At 69.7% G+C, this 17763-nt stretch carries 18 protein-coding genes and 2 pseudogenes; 10 read left to right on the forward strand and 10 right to left on the reverse strand.

All coding sequences use genetic code 11. The features are described 5' to 3' along the window. Nucleotides 1-274 (reverse strand): annotated as a pseudogene (locus VNR91_RS00490) (primosomal protein N'); the annotation flags it as partial. Nucleotides 275-322: 48 nt separating this feature from the next. On the opposite strand from VNR91_RS00490, the gene VNR91_RS00495 reads away from it, so the two are divergent. Continuing rightward, entirely contained in the window at nucleotides 323-829 is a 507-nt protein-coding gene (locus VNR91_RS00495) for a GNAT family N-acetyltransferase (protein ID WP_325488835.1), read from the forward strand. On the opposite strand, the gene VNR91_RS00500 is transcribed toward VNR91_RS00495, so the two are convergent. Then, a complete protein-coding gene (locus tag VNR91_RS00500; protein ID WP_325488836.1) occupies nucleotides 813-1469 on the reverse strand; it encodes a DUF2490 domain-containing protein in 657 nt (218 codons plus the stop codon). The genes VNR91_RS00495 and VNR91_RS00500 overlap by 17 nt on opposite strands. 114 nt (nucleotides 1470-1583) lie before the next feature. On the opposite strand from VNR91_RS00500, the gene VNR91_RS00505 reads away from it, so the two are divergent. Then, nucleotides 1584-2465 carry a tyrosine recombinase XerC gene (locus tag VNR91_RS00505; protein ID WP_325488837.1) on the forward strand — a complete coding sequence of 294 codons (882 nt, stop codon included), beginning with the start codon at nucleotides 1584-1586 and terminating at the stop codon, nucleotides 2463-2465. Nucleotides 2466-2589: 124 nt separating this feature from the next. Here the strand turns inward: VNR91_RS00505 and VNR91_RS00510 are convergent, their stop codons facing one another. The 4 genes from VNR91_RS00510 to rsmI all read right to left on the reverse strand — a co-directional run bounded on the left by VNR91_RS00510 (nucleotide 2590) and on the right by rsmI (nucleotide 5614). Then, complete coding sequence (locus tag VNR91_RS00510) at nucleotides 2590-3192, reverse strand: DedA family protein (RefSeq protein WP_325488838.1); 603 nt, start codon at nucleotides 3190-3192, stop codon at nucleotides 2590-2592. Between the two features lie 167 nt (nucleotides 3193-3359). Next, the gene (gene gshB, locus VNR91_RS00515) at nucleotides 3360-4313 is read right to left on the reverse strand and encodes a glutathione synthase (protein WP_325488839.1); all 954 of its coding nucleotides are present in this window, start codon (nucleotides 4311-4313) and stop codon (nucleotides 3360-3362) included. 118 nt (nucleotides 4314-4431) lie between these two features. Continuing rightward, nucleotides 4432-4785, reverse strand: coding sequence for a YraN family protein (locus tag VNR91_RS00520; protein ID WP_325488840.1), 354 nt, complete (start codon nucleotides 4783-4785; stop codon nucleotides 4432-4434). Continuing rightward, on the reverse strand, nucleotides 4778-5614 hold the full coding sequence (gene rsmI, locus VNR91_RS00525; protein ID WP_325488841.1) for a 16S rRNA (cytidine(1402)-2'-O)-methyltransferase: 837 nt from the start codon (nucleotides 5612-5614) through the stop codon (nucleotides 4778-4780). The genes VNR91_RS00520 and rsmI overlap by 8 nt, the downstream gene beginning before the upstream one ends. A gap of 13 nt (nucleotides 5615-5627) precedes the next feature. Here rsmI and VNR91_RS00530 point away from each other — a divergent pair, with 13 nt between their 5' ends. Then, a complete protein-coding gene (locus tag VNR91_RS00530) occupies nucleotides 5628-6821 on the forward strand; it encodes a penicillin-binding protein activator (protein WP_325488842.1) in 1194 nt (397 codons plus the stop codon). A 78-nt stretch (nucleotides 6822-6899) separates the two neighbouring features. After that, nucleotides 6900-8420 (forward strand): S1C family serine protease, encoded by a 1521-nt coding sequence (locus VNR91_RS00535; RefSeq protein WP_325488843.1) that lies wholly within the window; start codon nucleotides 6900-6902, stop codon nucleotides 8418-8420. A gap of 121 nt (nucleotides 8421-8541) precedes the next feature. On the opposite strand, the gene ada is transcribed toward VNR91_RS00535, so the two are convergent. Then, nucleotides 8542-9573 carry a bifunctional DNA-binding transcriptional regulator/O6-methylguanine-DNA methyltransferase Ada gene (gene ada / locus VNR91_RS00540; protein WP_325488844.1) on the reverse strand — a complete coding sequence of 344 codons (1032 nt, stop codon included), beginning with the start codon at nucleotides 9571-9573 and terminating at the stop codon, nucleotides 8542-8544. Nucleotides 9574-9961: 388 nt separating this feature from the next. Between ada and VNR91_RS00545 the strand changes: the two genes are divergently transcribed. After that, nucleotides 9962-11326, forward strand: coding sequence for a DEAD/DEAH box helicase (locus tag VNR91_RS00545; protein WP_325488845.1), 1365 nt, complete (start codon nucleotides 9962-9964; stop codon nucleotides 11324-11326). Nucleotides 11327-11450: 124 nt separating this feature from the next. Here the strand turns inward: VNR91_RS00545 and VNR91_RS00550 are convergent, their stop codons facing one another. From VNR91_RS00550 to VNR91_RS00560, 3 genes are read right to left on the reverse strand one after another with little or no spacing between them, the layout of a single operon-like run. Continuing rightward, entirely contained in the window at nucleotides 11451-12176 is a 726-nt protein-coding gene (locus tag VNR91_RS00550) for a class I SAM-dependent methyltransferase (RefSeq protein WP_325488846.1), read from the reverse strand. Then, nucleotides 12173-12883 (reverse strand): dienelactone hydrolase family protein, encoded by a 711-nt coding sequence (locus VNR91_RS00555; RefSeq protein ID WP_325488847.1) that lies wholly within the window; start codon nucleotides 12881-12883, stop codon nucleotides 12173-12175. Before VNR91_RS00555 ends, VNR91_RS00550 begins: the two co-directional genes overlap by 4 nt. Before the next feature lie 20 nt (nucleotides 12884-12903). After that, the gene (locus VNR91_RS00560) at nucleotides 12904-13338 is read right to left on the reverse strand and encodes a MarR family transcriptional regulator (RefSeq protein ID WP_325488848.1); all 435 of its coding nucleotides are present in this window, start codon (nucleotides 13336-13338) and stop codon (nucleotides 12904-12906) included. A 188-nt stretch (nucleotides 13339-13526) separates the two neighbouring features. Between VNR91_RS00560 and VNR91_RS00565 the strand changes: the two genes are divergently transcribed. From VNR91_RS00565 to VNR91_RS00585, 5 genes and pseudogenes are all read left to right on the forward strand, one after another. Next, on the forward strand, nucleotides 13527-14126 hold the full coding sequence (locus VNR91_RS00565; RefSeq protein ID WP_414712353.1) for a F0F1 ATP synthase subunit delta: 600 nt from the start codon (nucleotides 13527-13529) through the stop codon (nucleotides 14124-14126). Between the two features lie 11 nt (nucleotides 14127-14137). Continuing rightward, entirely contained in the window at nucleotides 14138-15667 is a 1530-nt protein-coding gene (atpA, locus tag VNR91_RS00570) for a F0F1 ATP synthase subunit alpha (RefSeq protein ID WP_325488849.1), read from the forward strand. Between the two features lie 103 nt (nucleotides 15668-15770). Further along, entirely contained in the window at nucleotides 15771-16655 is an 885-nt protein-coding gene (locus VNR91_RS00575) for a F0F1 ATP synthase subunit gamma (RefSeq protein ID WP_325488850.1), read from the forward strand. Next, nucleotides 16655-17254: a hypothetical protein gene (locus tag VNR91_RS00580; RefSeq protein WP_325488851.1), complete on the forward strand. Its 600-nt coding sequence runs from the start codon at nucleotides 16655-16657 to the stop codon at nucleotides 17252-17254. Before VNR91_RS00575 ends, VNR91_RS00580 begins: the two co-directional genes overlap by 1 nt. 8 nt (nucleotides 17255-17262) lie before the next feature. After that, nucleotides 17263-17763: pseudogene (locus VNR91_RS00585) on the forward strand (F0F1 ATP synthase subunit beta); the annotation flags it as partial.

Consider the following 17763-nt stretch of genomic DNA (forward strand, 5'->3'; position numbering starts at 1 on the left):
GCGGAGCAAGATAATAGTCGGCGGTCCATTCGATCAGCCGCCGCAGCGGCGCCGGGATTGGCGGGGCGTCGACGACGCCGATCAGGTTGCGCAGCCGGTTGTCGCCGACCTCCTCGGTCGCCAGCCGCTCCGGCTCCCACACCACCCCCAGCAACTGGCGCGGACCCAGCGGCGCGACGACGATCGCGCCCGGCTCGACCGTCATGCCGTGCGGCACGCGATAGTCGAGCGGCCCCAATGCCGAATTCATGACAATCACGCGCGCCCGTGCCATCGTTCCCAACTAGGGATTGGCGCGGCGAAGGCAAATGGGCGAACGCGGATGATCGTGATCGAGACCGACCGGCTGATCCTTCGCCACCTGACGGTGGACGATGCGCCGTTCCTCCACGCGCTGCTGACCGATGCCGATTTCCTGGCGCAGATCGGCGATCGGGGGGTGCATACGCTGGCCGACGCGCGGCGGGCGATCCCCGAACGCTATGTCGCCAGCTATGACACGCACGGCTTCGGCATGTTCGCCGTGGTCGAACGCGGCGGCGCGGAGCCGATCGGCATGGCGGGGCTGGTCGCGCGCGACTGGCTCGATCACGTCGATCTCGGCTACGCCTTCCTGCCCGCCGGGCGGGGCAAGGGCTATGCGCTGGAGGCGGCGCGCGCGGTGCTCGACTGGGCCGGCGCGCGCGGGATCGCGCCGGTCGCGGCGATCGTGAAGCCGCGCAACGCGCGGTCGGTGGCGATCCTCGGCCGGCTCGGCATGGGTCCGCACGGCACCGTTCTGGCTCCGGGCGTTGCGGAACCGCTGCTGCTGTTCAGAACAGATAGTTGAGCGCCAGCGTCAGCGCATGGTCCATGCGATCGCGCGCGCCGCCCCGACCGAAACGATATTGGTTGAGATACCCCGGATCGATCCGGATCGCGCGCGACAGCGGGATCGACAGGCCGACGGCGTTGCGCATCCGTTCATAGCCGCCACGCTGGCCCCAGCGGGTGGTGTTGAAGTTGAGATAACTTTCATGCGTCGCGAACAGCGACAGCCCGCCGGCGGACAGCGGCCGCGTGTAGCGCAGGTTCGGCCGCAGCCGCAGTCCGACCGGGCCGCCGCTCGAATGGAAACGCTGCTCGAACCGCAGCCGCCCGGCAAGGCCGCCGCCGAGCGCCACCGTCACCATCTGCCGCAGCCGCTCCTCATTGGGCAGCGCACGGCCGCGGTCCCAGTCCTCGACGTGGCGATAGCCGATCGCGACATCGACCCCCTTGGCGACGGGCACGCTGGCGAATCCGCCGATCTCGGCATGGGCGAAGCCGCCCGCGGCGTCGGCGAAGCGGCCGTTGCTCTCGATCGTCACCGTCGTCTTGCCGATCGTGGTCGCGGCATTGGCGGCAAGCCACAGCTGGCTGTCGGTCTGCTGCGCATGGGCAACCGCCGGCAACATCGCCGCGACGATCGCGAGACACAGGCGATGCATCACATCCTCTCCAGCTCCGGGCGACATCGCGGCCGGCGCGCGCGCTATAGGACGCGCGCTCCGGCCGCGCCAGCGGCCATGGCGGTGTTCGCCACGGCGGCGTAAAGCCGTGCCGTGACCGATCCGCTCCCCCTGCTCTATGCCCGGCATCTCGCGCGTGACCGGCGGCGATCGGCGCACACCGTGCGCGCCTATCAGGCGACGGCGGAGCGGCTGGTGGCGTTCCTGCAATCGCATTGGGGGGAAGCGATCGACCCGGCCGCGCTGGCGCGGGTGAGCGCGGCGGATCTGCGCGCATTCCTGGCGCACCGGCGCGGCGACGGGATCGGCAACGCCTCCGCCGCGCGCGAACTGTCGGCCGTGCGCGGCTTCCTCGCCTTCGCCGGCGCCGAGCCGCCCCGGCTGCGCGGCCCCCGGATCAAGCCGGGCGTGCCGCGCCCGATCGCCCCCGACGAGGCGATCGCGCTCGCCGAGGAGGTGGCGGAGGACGCCACGACCCCATGGATCGGCGCGCGCGACTGGGCGGTGCTGCTGCTGCTCTACGGCGCCGGGCTGCGCATCGGGGAGGCGCTGGGGCTGACCGGGGCGGTGCTGCCGCTGGGCGAGACGATCAGCGTGACCGGCAAGCGCGCGAAGACGCGGCTGGTCCCGCTGCTGCCCCCGGTGCGCGAGGCGATCGAACGCTATGTCGCGCTCCAGCCATGGGGCGTCGCGCGCGATGCCGAACTGTTCCGGGGGGCGAGGGGCGGTCCGCTGTCGGCCGGGGTGGTGCGGCGGTCGGTGCGCGTGGCGCGGGCGCGGCTGGGCCTGTCGCACCGCACGACGCCGCACGCGCTGCGGCACAGCTTCGCCACTCATCTGCTGGGGCGCGGGGCCGATCTGCGCGCATTGCAGGAACTGCTGGGCCACGCCAGCCTGACGTCGACCCAGGTCTATACCGCGGTCGACGCGGCGCATCTGCTGGACGTGTACCGCAACGCCCATCCACGCGCGTGAACCACGCCCGTCATTCCGGCGCGGGCGGGAATCGGTCGTCGCTGAGGGTAAGGAGGCTCACCGTTCAGCCGGAGCGAAGCTCCGCCTGCATAGGAAAGACGAAGGAAGCGCGGGGCCGTCCAGTTCAGGCGTCGGTACGCGGCTTCCACGTCGCCACCCGCCAGACATAGATCAGCAGCAGCACCACGACCACGCCAATGACGATCGGTTCGACGTAACGGTCGACCGCGTCGAACTGGGTCTTCAGCCAATAGCCGGTGCCCACCAGCAGCAGGTTCCAGATCAGGCTGCCGGCGGCGGTGAAGAGGATGAACCGCGTCGCCGACATTTGCATCAGCCCGGCCGGCAGCGAGATGATCGTGCGGCCGAACGGCATGAAGCGGAAAAAGAACACCGTCTTGCCGCCGTGGCGCTGGAAATAGCCGTGGATCTTCTCGACGTCGTGCCACTCGACCGTCAGCCACCGGCTCCACCGCTCGACCCACGGCTTGAGCCGCTGATAGCCATAGCGGCGGCCGATCTCGTACCAGAACAGGTTGCCGACCACGCAGCCCAGCGTGCCGGCCAGCACCGCCAGCGTGAAATCCAGCTTTCCCTCGGCCGCGGCGATGCCGGCGATCCCCATGATCACCTCCGACGGCACCGGCGGGATCACGTTTTCGAGCACCATCAGGAAGAAGATTCCCCAATAGCTGACGAAGATCGGGTTGCTGGTCCAGTCGAACATCGGCGGGCGTCTTCTTTCCTGTCATTCCCGCAATGGCGCGGATGCGTTCCGGCTGAGGGGGAATATGCGTTCCCGCGATGCAGGCAATTCGTCGGCGCGGCAATGACGAAGGAAACGGCTATCCGTTCCCCTCTGGCGCGACGGACCGATCGTCGCGCTTCACCACGTCAGCGCGCGGCGACCTTTCGTTCGATCGCGTCCCAGATCATCGCGGCGGTATCGGTGCCGTTGAACCGATCGATCGCGACAATGCCGGTGGGGGACGTGACGTTGATCTCGGTCAGCCACTCGCCGCCGATCACGTCGATCCCGACGAAGATCAGCCCGCGCGCCTTCAGCTCGGGGGCGAGCGCGGCGCAGATTTCCTGCTCGCGCGGCGTCAGTTCGGTGCGCGCGGCGGTCCCGCCCACCGCCAGGTTGGACCGGATCTCGCCCTCGCCGGGGATGCGGTTGACCGCGCCGGCGACCTCGCCATCGACCAGCACGATCCGCTTGTCGCCCTTCACCACGCCGGGCAGGAACGCCTGCACCATGTGCGGCTCGCGATAGGCGGTGTTGAACACCTCGATCAGGCTGGACAGATTGGCGCCGTCGCTGCCGATCTTGAAGATCGCCTTGCCGCCGTTGCCGTGAAGCGGCTTGATCACGATCTCGCCATGCGTCGCCAGAAACGCGCGCGCCTCGTCCACGCTGCGCGTCACCAGCGTCGGCGGCATGAACCGCGCGAAATCAAGCACCCACAGCTTCTCCGGCGCGTTGCGCACGCTGGCGGGGTCGTTGACCACCAGTGTGCGGTCGCTGATCCGCTCGAGCAGGTGGGTCGCGGTGATATAGCCCAGGTCGAACGGCGGGTCCTGCCGCATCAGCACGACGTCGGCTTCCTCCCCCAGGTCGAGCCGCACCGGATCGCCGAACGTGAAATGCTCGCCCGCCACTCGCTGCACCGTCACCGGATGCGCGCGCGCCCACACATGGCCGTCGGCGTAGTTCAGATCCTCCGCCGCATAATGAAACAGGCTGTGTCCGCGCGCCTGCGCCGACAGCATCAGCGCAAAGGTCGAATCGCCGGCGATGTTGATCGATTCGAGCGGGTCCATCTGGACGGCAATGGTGAGTGCCACGAAACCTACCTCCGTTCGCCCTGAGCCTGTCGAAGGGCCGTCCTTCTTCGCCTAGAGAGAAAAGCGGTCCTTCGACAAGCTCAGGACGAACGGAAATAGGAGCGGGGCCGGGTGTTTGTCACCCGATCCACGCATTCTCGATATGGCGCGGCGGCGTGCGCGGGGCGAGCAGGATGACGTCGACGCGGATGTCGTCGCCCGGCCCGGCATAGCGCGGCATCAGATATTCCGCCGCCGCCGCCACCCGCGCCAGCCGGCGCTGGTCGATCGCGAAATCGAGATCGGCAGCGCCGGCCCGCGACTTCACCTCGACAAAGGCGACCAGATTGCCCCGCCGCGCGATCAGGTCGACCTCCCCGGCGGGCGTCCGCACCCGGCGATCGAGGATGCGCCAGCCCTTCAGCCGCAACCACCACCCCGCGATCCGTTCGCCGCGCCGCCCGGCCGCCTCGGCGGCGCGGCGGTCACGCATCCTTCATCGCCATGGCCCGCGCATAAAGCTCCCGGCGATCCAGCCCGAGCCGCTTCGCCACCTCCCCCGCCGCCTTCGACGCGGGCAGGCGAGTGAGCGCCTCGGCCAGCGCGGTGTCGGCATCCTCCTCGCTGGCGGGGGCCGGATCGCCCGGCGGGGCGACGATCACCACGATCTCCCCCTTGGGCGGCGCATCGGCGTAGCGCGCGGCGAGTTCGGTGAGGGTGCCGGTCACGCATTCCTCGAATTTCTTGGTGATCTCGCGCGCCACCCCGGCCTCGCGGTCGCCAAGCCCCTCGACCAGCGCGGACAATGTCACGGCAAGCCGTGGACCGCTTTCGTACAGGATCAGCGTCGCGCGGATCGCGGCCACCTCGGCGATCGCGGTCGCGCGCGCGCCCGCCTTGGGCGGAAGGAAGCCGAGGAACAGGAAGCGGTCGGTCGGCAACCCCGCCAGCGTCAGCGCCGCCACCGCCGCGCACGGCCCCGGAATCGTCGTCACCGCATGACCCGCCGCGCGCGCGTCGCGCACCAGCTTGTAGCCGGGATCGGAGATCAGCGGCGTGCCGGCGTCGGAAACCAACGCGACCACCTCCGCGCCCATCCGCGCGACCAGACCCGGCCGCACCCCTTCCGCATTGTGATCGTGGTACGGCGTCATCGGCCGCTTGATGCCGAGGTGATTCAGCAGCTTGGCCGTCACACGGCTGTCTTCGACCGCGATCACATCGGCGCGGGCGAGCACCGCTGCGGCGCGCGGCGACAGGTCGCCGAGATTGCCGATCGGGGTCGCGACGATGTAGAGGCCGGGTAAGAGTTCGGCGTTCATAAGGGGATGATCTATGCAGGATGCGGCGGCTACCGCGCAACGACGCGGTGCATTGAAGCGGCTGATCGCGCTGGCGGGCGCCGCGCTGCTGGCGGGTTGCTCGACGATCGTGCCGCGCACCGGCCCCGAAGCGCCGCCGCCGCCGACCAAGGCGCCGCCCAGCACCGCCCCCGCCACCGGCACGCTGCCCGAGGACGTCGAGCGCCACCGTGTCGCGCTGCTGGTGCCGCTGTCGGGCACCAACGCGGCGGTCGGCCGCAGCCTGGCCAACGCCACCCAGCTCGCGCTGCTCGATACCCAGAACGAGCGCATCCGCATCACCAGCTATGATACCGCCACCGGCGCGGCGGCGGCGGCGACTCGCGCGATCGCGGAGGGCAACCAGCTCATCCTCGGCCCGCTGCTGTCGGAGGATGTCCGCGCCGTCGCGCCGATCGCCAAGCGGTCGTCGGTGCCGGTGCTCAGCTTTTCCAATGACGTGTCGGTCGCCGGCAACGGCGCCTATGTCCTGGGCTACACCCCGGTGCAGTCGATCGACCGCGTCGTCGACTATGCGCGCAAGAGCGGCATCACCAATTTCGCCGGCCTGATCCCGCGCGGGCTGTACGGCGAGCGCGCATCGACCGCCTTCCTGCGCGCCGTGGAGGCGGCGGGCGGCAAGGTCGTGACGATGCAGACCTATGACCGCAGCGCCGGATCGATCGCGGCGGCGGTGGCGAAGATGCCCAAGACGTCGCCGTTCCAGGCGGTGCTGATCGCCGATTCGAGCGGCACGGCGGCGATGGCGGTGCCGGTGCTGCGCCGTAACGGTGCGACCACCGCGCGCGTGCTCGGCACCGAATTGTGGAACACCGACACCGCGATCGGCAGCCAGCCGGCGCTGAACGGCGCGTGGTTCGCCAGCGTGTCGGACAATCTCTATCGCCAATATGCCACCAAATATCGCGCGCGATTCGGCGCGGCGCCCTATCGGCTGTCGAGCCTGGGCTATGACGCGGTGCTGCTCACCGTCCGCATCGCGCGCGACTGGCGCGTCGGGCAGCGTTTCCCGGAGGCGGCACTGTCCGATCGCGGCGGCTTCGCCGGGCTCGACGGCGCGTTCCGCTTCGGCCGCGACGGCGTCGCCGAACGATCGCTGGAGGTGCAGGAGGTCCGCAACGGCGGCGCGGTCACGGTGTCCCCGGCGCCCGGCGGGTTCGCCCAATAACGGCGGGCGGTCGCGCAGATATGACGTCACGGCGTCGCGCCGCTTGAAAGCGCGCGCGCGACCTGCGACACGGCTGCCGTGCGTTTCGTCCTTGCCCTGTTGGCGCTGTTCACCGTGGCGCTGTCGACCCTGGCATCCCCCGCGCGCGCCGACGATATCGGCGCCGCCGGGCGCGGCGTGGTCCGCGTCGTCACCATCGCAATGGTGGATGGGGAAGTCGCCGGTTTCGGCCATGGCAGCGGCTTTGCGGTCGCGCCCAATCGCATCGTCACCAACGCCCATGTCGTCGAGCCGGCGGCGCGCTATCCCGACAATGTCCTGATCGGCATCGTGCCCTCTGCCGGCGACAAGAGCTATCAGGGTCGGCTGATCGCGGTCGATCCGTCGCGCGACCTCGCGCTGATCGAATTCACCGGCGTCAGCCTGCCGCCGCTGACGCTCTACGCCGGCCCGGCGGACGAGGGCGATGCGCTGATCGCGCTGGGCTATCCCGGCAATGTCGACGTCGCCACCGCCCAGTCGATGAGCGACTTCATCCGCCCGCTGTCGCCGGTGCGCTCGCAGGGGGTGTTCTCTGGCGCGCGGTCCGTCGGCGGGGTGGCGATGCTGCTCCACACCGCCAACATCGCGCGCGGCAATTCGGGCGGGCCGCTGCTCGATCGCTGCGGCCGCGTCGTCGGCGTCAACTCCGCGATCACCCAGAGCGAATCGGGCGACGCCAGCTTCGGCTTCGCGATCTCCGACGCCGAGCTCAACGCCTTCCTGCGCGAGGCGAAGCAGCCGGTCGCCTCGGTCGGCGTGCCCTGCTCGACGCTTGAGGACCGGCTCGCGGCCGACAGCGCCGCCGCCGCCAGCGCGCGCGAACAGGCCGAGGCGGTGGCCCAGGCGGCGGAGGTGCGGACGCTGGCCGACCGCGCCACCGCGCTCGCCGAGGCGCGCGACCGCAACCTGAGCGTGCGCGAGAATTTCATCGGCGGCGCCACGTTGCTGCTGGTGCTCGGGGCGCTCGGGCTGGGCGGTGCGGGGCTGCTCGCCACGCGCGGCGATCCGCGCGCGCTGGCGGTGGCGATCGGCGGCGGGGTGGTGATGCTGCTGGCGATCGTACTGTTCTTCGTCCGCCCCGGCTTCGATCCCGCCACGGTCAAGGCCGCGCCGCCACCGCGCGTCGTGCCCGTCGCCGATCCCGGCACCGGCAAGATGCTGTGCACGATCGATTCGGCGCGCAGCCGGGTGACGGTCAGCGCCGCCCCCGACGTCACGCTCGACTATAGCGGCGACGGCTGCATCAACGGCCGCACCCAATATGCCGAGGACGGCCACGGCGGCTGGGAACGCGTGCTGGTGCCCGACAACGAAGCGACGGTGTCGATCCTCGGCTATCAGCCGGCGACGCGCACCTACACCAATACCCGCTACCTGCTGGGCGATGGCGAGATGACCCGCGCCCGCGCGCTGCGCAAGGACGTCGCGCTCAAGGCGTGCTCGGCCGATCCCACCGCCCGCGCCAGCCTCGCCAGCCAGCAGGCCGCGATCCGCGCCGCGCTGCCGCCGCGTTTCAACGAAAAGCTGGTCTACACCTGCAAGGCGACGGGGAACTAGCGCGCGGGCCGACCCCGTCTCGTGCCTCAGGGTCGGCGCCCGCTATGCCCAAGGGGCCGGCGCGACCATTGCAGCCACAGCGGTCGGCGAGCGGTCGAGCGCCGCGGCACGCCGCGAGGCCCTACGCCTCCCCCTCCCGCTTCAGCAGCGCCCGTTTCCGGTCCACCCCATAGGCATAGCCGCCGATCGCGCCGTCGCCGCGCCGGACGCGGTGGCAGGGGATCACCACCGCGACGTTGTTCGCCCCGCACGCCGTCCCCGCCGCGCGCACCGCGCCGGGGCGGCCGGCGGCGGCGGCGATCTGGGCATAGCTGCGCGTCTCACCGGCGGGAATCGCGCACAGCGCGTTCCACACCGCCTCCTGGAACGCGGTGCCCTGCACGTCGACCGGCAGGTCGGCGTGGCGGCCCGGCCCCTCGACCTCGCCCACCACCCGCGCCGCCAGCTCGCTCAGCGCCGCGCCCCCCGCCACGATCTCCGCGTTGGGAAAGCGCCGGGCCAGATCCGCCCAATCCTCGTCGAACGCGACGCGGCACAGCCCCTTGTCGGTCGCCGCGATCAGCAGCGGCCCCAGGCTGGTCTCGGCCACGGTCCAGCGGATCGTCACCCCCGCCCCGCCGCGCTTCCACGCGCTCGGCGTCATCCCCAGCCGGGCGTTGGCGGTCTCGTAGAACCGGCTCGGCGCCGAATAGCCGGCATCGTAGATCGCGCTGGTCACCGATTCCTCCGCGCTCAGCGCCACGGCGGCGCGGCGCGCGCGCAGCCCGCGCGCATAGGCGGCGGGCGTCACCCCGGTCGCGCGCTTGAACAGGCGGTGGAAATGATGCGGCGCATAGCCGACCGCCGCCGCCAGCTGCTCCAGCCCGACCGGCGCTTCCGCGCGCTCGATCAGCGCCACCGCCTCGGCCACCGCGATCCGGTCGCGCCCGACCGCGTCGGGCTGGCAGCGCAGGCACGCACGGAAACCGGCGGCGCGCGCGGCGTCGGTATCGGCGAAGAAGCGGACATGCTCGCGCTTCGGCCGCCGCGCCGGGCAGCTCGGCTTGCAATAGATGCCGGTGGTGGTGACCGCGACCAGCACGCGTCCGTCATAACGACGGTCACGCGCTTCAAAGGCGGCCCAGGCGGTGTCGGTGTCGATGTCCTGCGTCATGCCCCGGATATAGGCGATGGCGCGCGCCAACGCTTCCCGCGGTTTGCCGCCAAAGCAACCGCCCTCTCCCATCGGGAGAGGGAAGGGTGAGGGTGACGAGGCAAGCAATGTGCGCGCCGATTACCCTCACCCTTCCGCCGCTGCGCGGCTCCCTCCCTCTCCCGATGGAGAGGGAATCGCCGATTCTTGACTTTCCCGGCCTTCCCCGCCATATGCTGCACCAGCGAAGCCTTAAATCGGCAGCGTGATCGGGCGGTTTTGCCGCCCCGGCCCGGCTTCGTTTCCCCAGCTTCCCCTTTCACGCGGGTCGCCATTCTCTGGCCCGTCGTATCGCGACGTCCGCACCGGACGGTCGCGCGCCGACTCCCAAGACGAGTCTATAATCTCCATGCAATTCAATCAGCTCGGGCTCTCGAAGTCCGTCCTCGATGCGCTCACCGCCAAGGGCTATACCACGCCCACCCCGATCCAGGCGCAATCCATCCCCTCGCTGCTCGAAGGGCGCGACCTGCTCGGCATCGCCCAGACCGGCACCGGCAAGACCGCCGCGTTCGTGCTGCCGTCGATCGACCGCCTCAATGCCAGCAACAAGCGGCCGCTGCCGCGCCAGTGCCGGATGCTGGTGCTCGCCCCTACGCGCGAACTGGCGGCGCAGATCGCCGACAACGCGCGCGGCTATGCCAAGGGCAGCCGCCTGTCGGTGGTCACCGTGTTCGGCGGCACCTCGGTCCACAAGAACCGGCAGGATCTGTCGAAGGGCGTCGACATCCTCGTCGCCACTCCCGGCCGCCTGATCGACCTGATCGACGAAGGCCATCTGACCCTGTCCGCGGTCGAGATCTTCGTGCTCGACGAGGCTGACCAGATGATGGACCTCGGCTTCATCCATGCGCTGAAGCGCGTCGTGAAGCTGCTGCCGCGCCAGCGCCAGTCGCTGTTCTTCTCGGCGACCATGCCCAAGTCGATCCGCGAGCTGGCCGACCAGTTCATCAAGGATCCGGTCGAGGTGAAGGTCACCCCGGTCGCCACCACCGCCGAGCGCGTCGAGCAGCAGGTGATCTTCGTCAACCAGGCGGAAAAGCAGGCGCTGCTGACGATGGCGCTGATGCAGCTCAAGATCGATCGCGCGCTGGTGTTCACGCGTACAAAGCACGGCGCCGACCGCGTCGTGAAGCTGCTCGCCGCCAACGGCGTCGCGGCGAACGCGATCCACGGCAACAAGAGCCAGCCACAGCGTGAGCGCGCGCTGGGCGAGTTCCGCGCGGGCAAGGTGCCGATCCTGGTCGCCACCGACATCGCCGCGCGCGGCATCGACGTGTCGGGCGTCAGCCATGTGTTCAACTTCGAGCTGCCCAACGTGCCGGAGCAGTATGTCCACCGCATCGGCCGCACCGCGCGTGCTGGAGCGGACGGCATCGCGATCAGCTTCTGCGCCGATGACGAGAAGCCCTATCTGCGCGATATCGAGCGGCTGACCCGGCAAAAGGTCGACGTCCGCTCGCTGCCGGAGAATTTCCAGGCGGAAGCGGCCAAGCTGGTCAAGAGCCGTGCGCCGGTTCCGGTCAGCCGCGATGAGGTCAACGGCCGCAACGGTCGCGCGATGCAGGGCGGCCAGGGCCGGGACGGCGAACAGCCGCGCCGCCACTTTCCGGCCAAGAAGCGGTTCAGCGCGCGTCCCGCCGGTGGCGGTGCGGGCAGCGGCAGCGGCGGTGGCCAGCGGCGGCAGGGCGGCGGCGGCGGTCGCGGGCGGTAGCGCCCCTTCCCTTCGGTCTGCCTGAAAAGGCGGGAGTCCATCGGGACGGGTCCGGCGACACCGCCGGGCCGTCGGCGTCGGATGGACTCCCGCCTTTCGCGCGACTGGCGGCGGTCCTGCCCGCTCAGTCGGCCGGCTTGCGCCATTCCATCACGTGAAACCACGGCGCGTCGTCGTACCGCTGCTGCTGCGCGGACGGACCGCCGCTTGCCGCCGGCTCGACGAAAAAGCGCAATTCCAGCCCCGCGCCGAGCAGTAATGCCATGTACGTCGTCATCGGCCGGTGCCAGTTGCGGATGCGGATACCGCGCCACGCCACCCAGCCCGATCGCTCGTTCAGATAGCCCCGGATCGCGTTGCGCTGGTCCGGCGCCGCGCCGCCCCCGACGATCGCGGCGGTGTTGAACGGGTTGAGGTTGGCGATCAGCAGGCTGCCGCCCGGCCGCAGCACCCGTGCCATCTCGCCGATGGCCGCGCGAATATCGGCGATATCGATCAGCGACAGGTAACTGACCACCAGATCGAAGCCGTCGTCGTCGAAATCGAGCCGTTCCGCCCGGCCGATCCGATAATCGCCGCCGGGATCGCGCGCCCGCGCTTCCGCCAGCAACGGCTCGGTCGGGTCGATGCCGGTCGCGGCGATGCCCTCCGCCGCCATCATCCGGCAGAATCGCCCCTCGCCGCACCCGACGTCCAGCGCGCGCGAAAAGCCACGCCCGCGCACCCGCGCCAGCATCACCGGGTCAAGGACGTGGCGTCGCCCGAACTCATGCTCGCCGGCCAGGTCGTCGATCCACGCTTGCGCCGAATCGGTCCAGCCGGTCGGCGCCGCGCCGCCGGTCGCGCTCACCCCCCGTTCGCCGCGAACAATTCCAGCGTCCGTTCGCGCGCCAGATCGGCGCTCGGCGCGTGATAGTCCTTGCGCCGGTCCGAATTGAAACCGTGCCCGGCCTCATAGACATGGATCGTCGCGTTGGCCGGCGCTTTGGCGATCAGCGCCTCGACGCCGTCGATCGGGATACCGTGGTCGAACCGGCCGAAATGGGCGACGACGGGCACCTTCGGCACCTCGCCCGACGCCGGGATCAGGCTGCCATAATAGGCCGACGCCGCCGCGACGCCGTCCAGCCGCGCCGCCGCGAACCACGCCACCGATCCGCCATAGCAATAGCCGGCGACGAACACCGGTCCGTCGCGCTTCAGGGCGTCGATGCAGGTCTGGACGTCACTCAGCGACAGCTCGAACGGGTGGAGCTTGCGCGCCAGCTCGACCGCGCGCTCGAAATCCGGGCCGGTATAACCCGCCTCGAACCCCGGATGCTCCCGGTCGAACAGCGCCGGGGCCAGCACTTCGTAGCCGGCGGCGGCATAGTCGTCGGCCATCTCACGGATATGATCCGTGACGCCGAAAATCTCCTGCACCAGCACCAGCCCGCCGCGCCGCGCGCCGTCCGGCCGGACATGATAAACCGCGATCTCGGCGCCATCGGCCATCGTCATCCGTTCCATCGCCCCATCCGCCATCGCCATCTCCTCCTCGTCCGGGGTCGTTGCCATGCGGCCCGCCGCCAGCGCGGTCAATCGGCCGGCGCGACGATCCTGCGCAGCGCCGCCTCGATCGTCGCACGGGTTTCCGCGGGGATCGCACCGAACGCCGCCGAATCGCTTTCGTCGACGAGTTGCGCCAGCGCCGGCACCAGTTTCGCCCCCGCGCCGGTCAGCGCGATGATCTGATACCGCCGGTCGCCCGGCCCGTGCGCGCGGACCACCAGCGCCTTGGCACGCAGCCGGTCGACCAGCTTGGTCACCGCCCCGCGAGTCAGCCCGATGCGTCCGGCCAGCACGCTCGGCGCCACCGGCCCGGCGTCATAGAGCGCGCGCATCACCACCCATTCCGCCGGGGTCACGCCGTGCGCGCCCAGCGCGCGGGCAAGCTGCTGGTCGACATGGTTCGACGCCACCCGCAGCCAATAGCCCAGATGCGCCTCCAGCGGGCTGATCGGATCGGACACGGCGGCGGCAACTCCCCTGTTCGCCCGACGCCCTAGCGCGGCCGGTTTCCTAGTCAACCATCGCCTCCCGGATGCTTGCATCGCCGTGCCGCGCCTGCTAGGCGCCCGCCCAGCCCATCCGAGTGGCCGATTCCGGCTGCTGTTCCCGCATGGGCGAACCCGAATTTTCCCAGGAGGAATGCGCGTCCGTGGAGACATCCGGCGGAAATATTGGCGGCGGAAACACTGGCGGCGGCACTGTCGCCGGCAACATCCAGGCCAGCCTCAGCGGTCGCTATGCGACGGCGCTGTTTGATCTCGCGCGCGATGCCAAGTCGATCGACGCGGTCGAGGCCAGCCTCGCCACCGTGCGTCAGGCGCTGGCCGAATCGGCCGATTTCCGCGCGCTGACCAGCAGCCCGGTGGTCGGCCGTAACGACGCGGCAAAGGGCGTCGCGGCGGTCGCGGCGCTGCTCGAGCTCGACGCCACCACCACCAGCTTCCTGGGCGTGCTCGCCGAGAATCGCCGGCTGGGCCAGCTTCCCGCGATCATCCGCGCGTTCCGCTCGCTCGCCGCGCGTCATCGCGGCGAAACCACCGCGGAGGTCGCCTCGGCGCATCCGCTGACCGACGATCAGGTCGCCGCGCTGAAGCAGCAGCTTCGCCGCCATGTCGGCCGCGACGTCATCGTCGACCTGTCGGTCGATCCCTCGCTCCTGGGCGGGCTGGTCGTGAAGATCGGCTCCCAGATGATCGACAGCTCGATCAAGACCCGTCTGAACTCCCTCGCGCACGCGATGAAAGGCTGAAGGCTTCGACAATGGATATCCGCGCCGCAGAAATCTCGAAGGTCATCAAGGACCAGATCGCCAATTTCGGCACCGAGGCGGAAGTCTCGGAAACCGGCCAGGTGCTGTCGGTCGGCGACGGCATCGCGCGCATCCACGGGCTGGACAACGTCCAGGCGGGCGAGATGGTCGAATTCGCCAACGGCGTGCAGGGCATGGCGCTCAACCTTGAGGCCGACAACGTCGGCGTCGTGATCTTCGGCTCGGACGCCGAGATCAAGGAAGGCGATGTTGTTAAGCGCACCGGCACCATCGTCGACGTGCCGGTCGGCAAGGGCCTTCTCGGCCGCGTGGTCGACGGCCTCGGCAACCCGATCGACGGCAAGGGTCCGATCGTCAGCGACCAGCGTTCGCGCGTCGAGGTCAAGGCGCCGGGCATCATCCCGCGCCAGTCGGTCAGCGAGCCGATGCAGTCGGGCCTCAAGGCGATCGACGCGCTGGTGCCGGTCGGCCGCGGCCAGCGCGAGCTGATCATCGGCGACCGTCAGACCGGCAAGTCCGCCGTCGCGATCGACGCCTTCATCAACCAGAAGGGCGTCAACGCCGGCACCGACGAATCGAAGAAGCTCTACTGCATCTACGTCGCGGTCGGCCAGAAGCGCTCGACCGTCGCCCAGCTGGTCCGCACGCTGGAAGAGAACGGCGCGCTCGAATATTCGATCATCGTCGCCGCGACCGCGTCGGAACCGGCCCCGCTGCAGTTCCTCGCGCCCTACACTGGTGCCGCCATGGGCGAGTATTTCCGCGACAACGGGATGCACGCGCTGATCGTGTTCGACGATCTGTCGAAGCAGGCGGTCGCCTATCGCCAGATGTCGCTGCTGCTGCGCCGCCCGCCGGGCCGCGAAGCCTATCCGGGCGACGTGTTCTATCTGCACAGCCGCCTGCTCGAGCGCGCCGCGAAGATGTCCGACGCCAATGGTGGCGGCTCGCTCACCGCGCTGCCGATCATCGAGACCCAGGCCGGCGACGTGTCCGCCTACATCCCGACCAACGTGATCTCGATCACCGACGGTCAGATCTTCCTTGAAACCGATCTGTTCAACGCCGGTATCCGCCCGGCGATCAACGTCGGCCTGTCGGTCAGCCGCGTCGGCTCCGCCGCGCAGACCAAGGCGATGAAGAAGGTGTCGGGCTCGATCAAGCTCGAGCTGGCCCAGTATCGCGAAATGGCCGCGTTCGCGCAGTTCGGCTCGGACCTCGACGCCTCGACCCAGCGCCTGCTGGCACGCGGCGCGCGCCTGACCGAGCTGCTCAAGCAGGCCCAGTTCAGCCCGCTGCCGTTCGAGGAGCAGACGGTGTCGATCTTCGCCGGCACCCAAGGCTTCCTCGACGTCGTCGCAGTGGACGATGTGGTCCGTTACGAAGCGGCGATGCTCGCCGATATCCGCGCGAACCATCCCGCGATCCTGACCGCGATCCGCGACAGCAAGGACCTGTCGGATGACAGCCGCGCCAAGCTCAAGGCCGCGCTGGAAAACTTCGCCAAGACCTTTGCCTGAGGATTGATCGTGCTCCTGCGAAGGCAGGAGCCCGGAGTCGCAAGCGACTCGCTCGATTACCCTGGGCTCCTGCCTCCGCAGGAGCACAAGAAGGAAGAAAGCGTTGGCCTCTCTCAAGGCGCTCAAAATGCGGATCGGGTCGGTCAAGTCGACCCAGAAGATCACCAAGGCGATGAAGATGGTCGCCGCCGCCAAGCTGCGCCGCGCGCAGGAGGCGGCGGAGGCCGGGCGCCCCTATGCCCAGCGGCTGGAAAGCGTCGTCGCCAGCCTCGCCAGCCGGGTGACGGTGAGCGAAAGCTCGCCCAGGCTGCTCGCCGGCACCGGCAAGGATCAGGTCCACCTGTTCGTCGTCGCGACCAGCGATCGCGGCCTGGCCGGCGCGTTCAACACCAACATCGCCCGTCTGGCGCGCCGCCGCGCCGCCGAACTGATCGCCGAGGGCAAGACGGTCAAATTCTACACCATCGGCCGCAAGGGGCGCGCGGTGCTCGCGCGCCAGTATCGCGACCAGATGGCGCACGGCATCGAGCCGGGCGACCTCGGCAAGCTGACCTTCGCCGATGCGCGCGGCTATGCCGACGACATCATCGCGCGGTTCGAGGCGGGCGAGTTCGACGTCGCCCACCTGTTCTATTCGCATTTCAAGTCGGTGCTGACGCAGGAGCCGACCGAGCAGCAGATCGTGCCGGTCGCGATCCCCGGCGATACGCGCGCGCCGGCCGATACCGGCATGGCGGCGATGACCTATGAGCCGGATGAGGAATCGATCCTCGCCAACCTGCTGCCGCGCAACGTCGCGGTGCAGCTCTACCGCGCGATGCGGGAGAACGCCGCGTCCGAACAGGGCAGCAAGATGACCGCGATGGACAATGCCACGCGCAACGCCGGCGACCTGATCAACCGGCTGACCATCGAGTACAACCGCACCCGCCAGGCCGCGATCACCACCGAGCTGGTCGAGATCATCTCGGGCGCCGAGGCGCTGTAATGCGGACGGCGGCCGCCCTTCTGCTGATCGGTTCTGCGACGCTGGGCGCATGCAAGCCCGCGCCGGTGACCGAATCGGTGCTGGCCAACGAAGCCGCGGAGCAAAAGGCCGCGGCGGCGCTGACCGGGTGGGACCGGCTGTTCAACGCGCCCAGGACGACGATCCCGGCGGTCAACCAATATGGCTTCCAGGCGGGCGACTATGCCGGCCTGCCCGGCGGCGCGGAATCAAAGGGCCGGTCGATCACCATCTCCAGCTCACTGGCGAAGGCGCCGAACCACGCCGATTTCGCCGCGACCGGGCGCGATGCGGCGGCGATCGACACGCTCGCCTTTGCCGCGTCGATCACCGATCCGGACAACGCCGCCACCGCCAAGACGCGGTTCGGCACGCTGATCCGCGATTTCCTGTTTTCGGCCAAGGCCGATGGCGCCGAGACGATCCAGCAGGCGATCGACGCCGAACAGGACGCGCAGGGCACGCTGCCCGGAGCGGCATGGACGCTCAAGGTCCAGCCGATCGATGGCGCCGCGAACAATCGCGTCATCACCGTGACTTTCACCCGCCCCGACATCCAGTCGGCCACCAGCAAGAGCTAGGAAGAGAAATGGCAACCGCCGCACAGATCGACCGCCCCGTGGGCAGCAACAACGTCGGCCGCATCAGTCAGGTGATCGGCGCCGTCGTCGACGTGAGCTTCGACAACGCGCTGCCGGCGATCCTGTCGGCGCTGGAGACCGACAACAACGGCAACCGGCTGGTGCTCGAGGTCGCGCAGCACCTCGGCGAGAACACCGTCCGCACGATCGCGATGGACGCGACCGACGGCCTCACGCGCGGCCAGACCGTGACGGACACCGGATCGCAGATCCGCGTTCCGGTCGGTCCGAAGACGCTGGGGCGCATCCTCAACGTCGTCGGTGAGCCGATCGACGAGCGCGGCCCGGTCGGCGCGGAAACCACGTCGCCGATCCACGCCTCGGCCCCGGCCTTCGTCGACCAGTCGACCGAGACCAGCATCCTCGTCACCGGCATCAAGGTCATCGACCTGCTCGCGCCCTATGCGAAGGGCGGCAAGATCGGCCTGTTCGGCGGCGCCGGCGTTGGC

Origin of the sequence: Sphingomonas sp. (assembly GCF_035555815.1) — a bacterium.
GTDB lineage: Bacteria > Pseudomonadota > Alphaproteobacteria > Sphingomonadales > Sphingomonadaceae > Sphingomonas.

What these genes read in the sequence shown, in the direction of transcription:
- ada (WP_325488844.1), bottom strand. Translation starts at nt 9,573, where the DNA reads ATGACGCAGGACATCGACACCGACACCGCCTGGGCCGCCTTTGAAGCG.
- VNR91_RS00495 (WP_325488835.1), top strand. Translation starts at nt 323, where the DNA reads ATGATCGTGATCGAGACCGACCGGCTGATCCTTCGCCACCTGACGGTG.
- VNR91_RS00555 (WP_325488847.1), bottom strand. Translation starts at nt 12,883, where the DNA reads ATGGCAACGACCCCGGACGAGGAGGAGATGGCGATGGCGGATGGGGCG.
- VNR91_RS00500 (WP_325488836.1), bottom strand. Translation starts at nt 1,469, where the DNA reads ATGCATCGCCTGTGTCTCGCGATCGTCGCGGCGATGTTGCCGGCGGTT.
- VNR91_RS00520 (WP_325488840.1), bottom strand. Translation starts at nt 4,785, where the DNA reads ATGCGTGACCGCCGCGCCGCCGAGGCGGCCGGGCGGCGCGGCGAACGG.
- VNR91_RS00580 (WP_325488851.1), top strand. Translation starts at nt 16,655, where the DNA reads ATGCGGACGGCGGCCGCCCTTCTGCTGATCGGTTCTGCGACGCTGGGC.
- VNR91_RS00530 (WP_325488842.1), top strand. Translation starts at nt 5,628, where the DNA reads ATGCAGGATGCGGCGGCTACCGCGCAACGACGCGGTGCATTGAAGCGG.
- rsmI (WP_325488841.1), bottom strand. Translation starts at nt 5,614, where the DNA reads ATGAACGCCGAACTCTTACCCGGCCTCTACATCGTCGCGACCCCGATC.
- VNR91_RS00510 (WP_325488838.1), bottom strand. Translation starts at nt 3,192, where the DNA reads ATGTTCGACTGGACCAGCAACCCGATCTTCGTCAGCTATTGGGGAATC.
- VNR91_RS00545 (WP_325488845.1), top strand. Translation starts at nt 9,962, where the DNA reads ATGCAATTCAATCAGCTCGGGCTCTCGAAGTCCGTCCTCGATGCGCTC.
- atpA (WP_325488849.1), top strand. Translation starts at nt 14,138, where the DNA reads ATGGATATCCGCGCCGCAGAAATCTCGAAGGTCATCAAGGACCAGATC.